Genomic DNA, 431 nt, shown 5'->3' on the forward strand with positions numbered 1-431 from the left:
TTTCACTATGCCATTGCATGACTTTAAATTGTTCCGGCAACACAAAGCACTCGTCAGGCACATGCTGAACCCTACGTACCTCGGTCAACCCTAATTCTTGCTGTTCATTGCGTCTGACCGCTGCCCCCAAAGCATTGGCAATCAACTGCCCCCCTAGACACAACCCAATGGCTGGCTTTCCCATTGACAAGTAACGTCTGATCCAGCGTTTTTCCACCTTTAACCAGGGATAATTAGCTTCATCATTCACACTCATTGCCCCACCCATGATGATGAGTAAATCAACATCTTCTACTTGTGGTAAAGCTTCTATATCCAGCGGTCGATCCACGGGTAAAGCAAAAAATTCCGTTGCACTAATTTTAGCTTGGTGCTGTTTTAAAAATTGATAACAACTGCCGAACCCTTCACCAGCAATATGCTGAAAATAA

Annotated in this window: 1 protein-coding gene; it reads right to left on the minus strand. The window is 44.5% G+C overall.

The window, feature by feature from the left end; translation table 11 throughout:
• The coding region (locus B2Y23_RS04670; protein WP_291369324.1) for a type 1 glutamine amidotransferase at positions 1-431 on the minus strand (431 nt) is incomplete at both ends.

Origin of the sequence: Acinetobacter sp. UBA5934, from assembly GCF_002430855.1 — a bacterium.
Lineage (GTDB): Bacteria > Pseudomonadota > Gammaproteobacteria > Pseudomonadales > Moraxellaceae > Acinetobacter.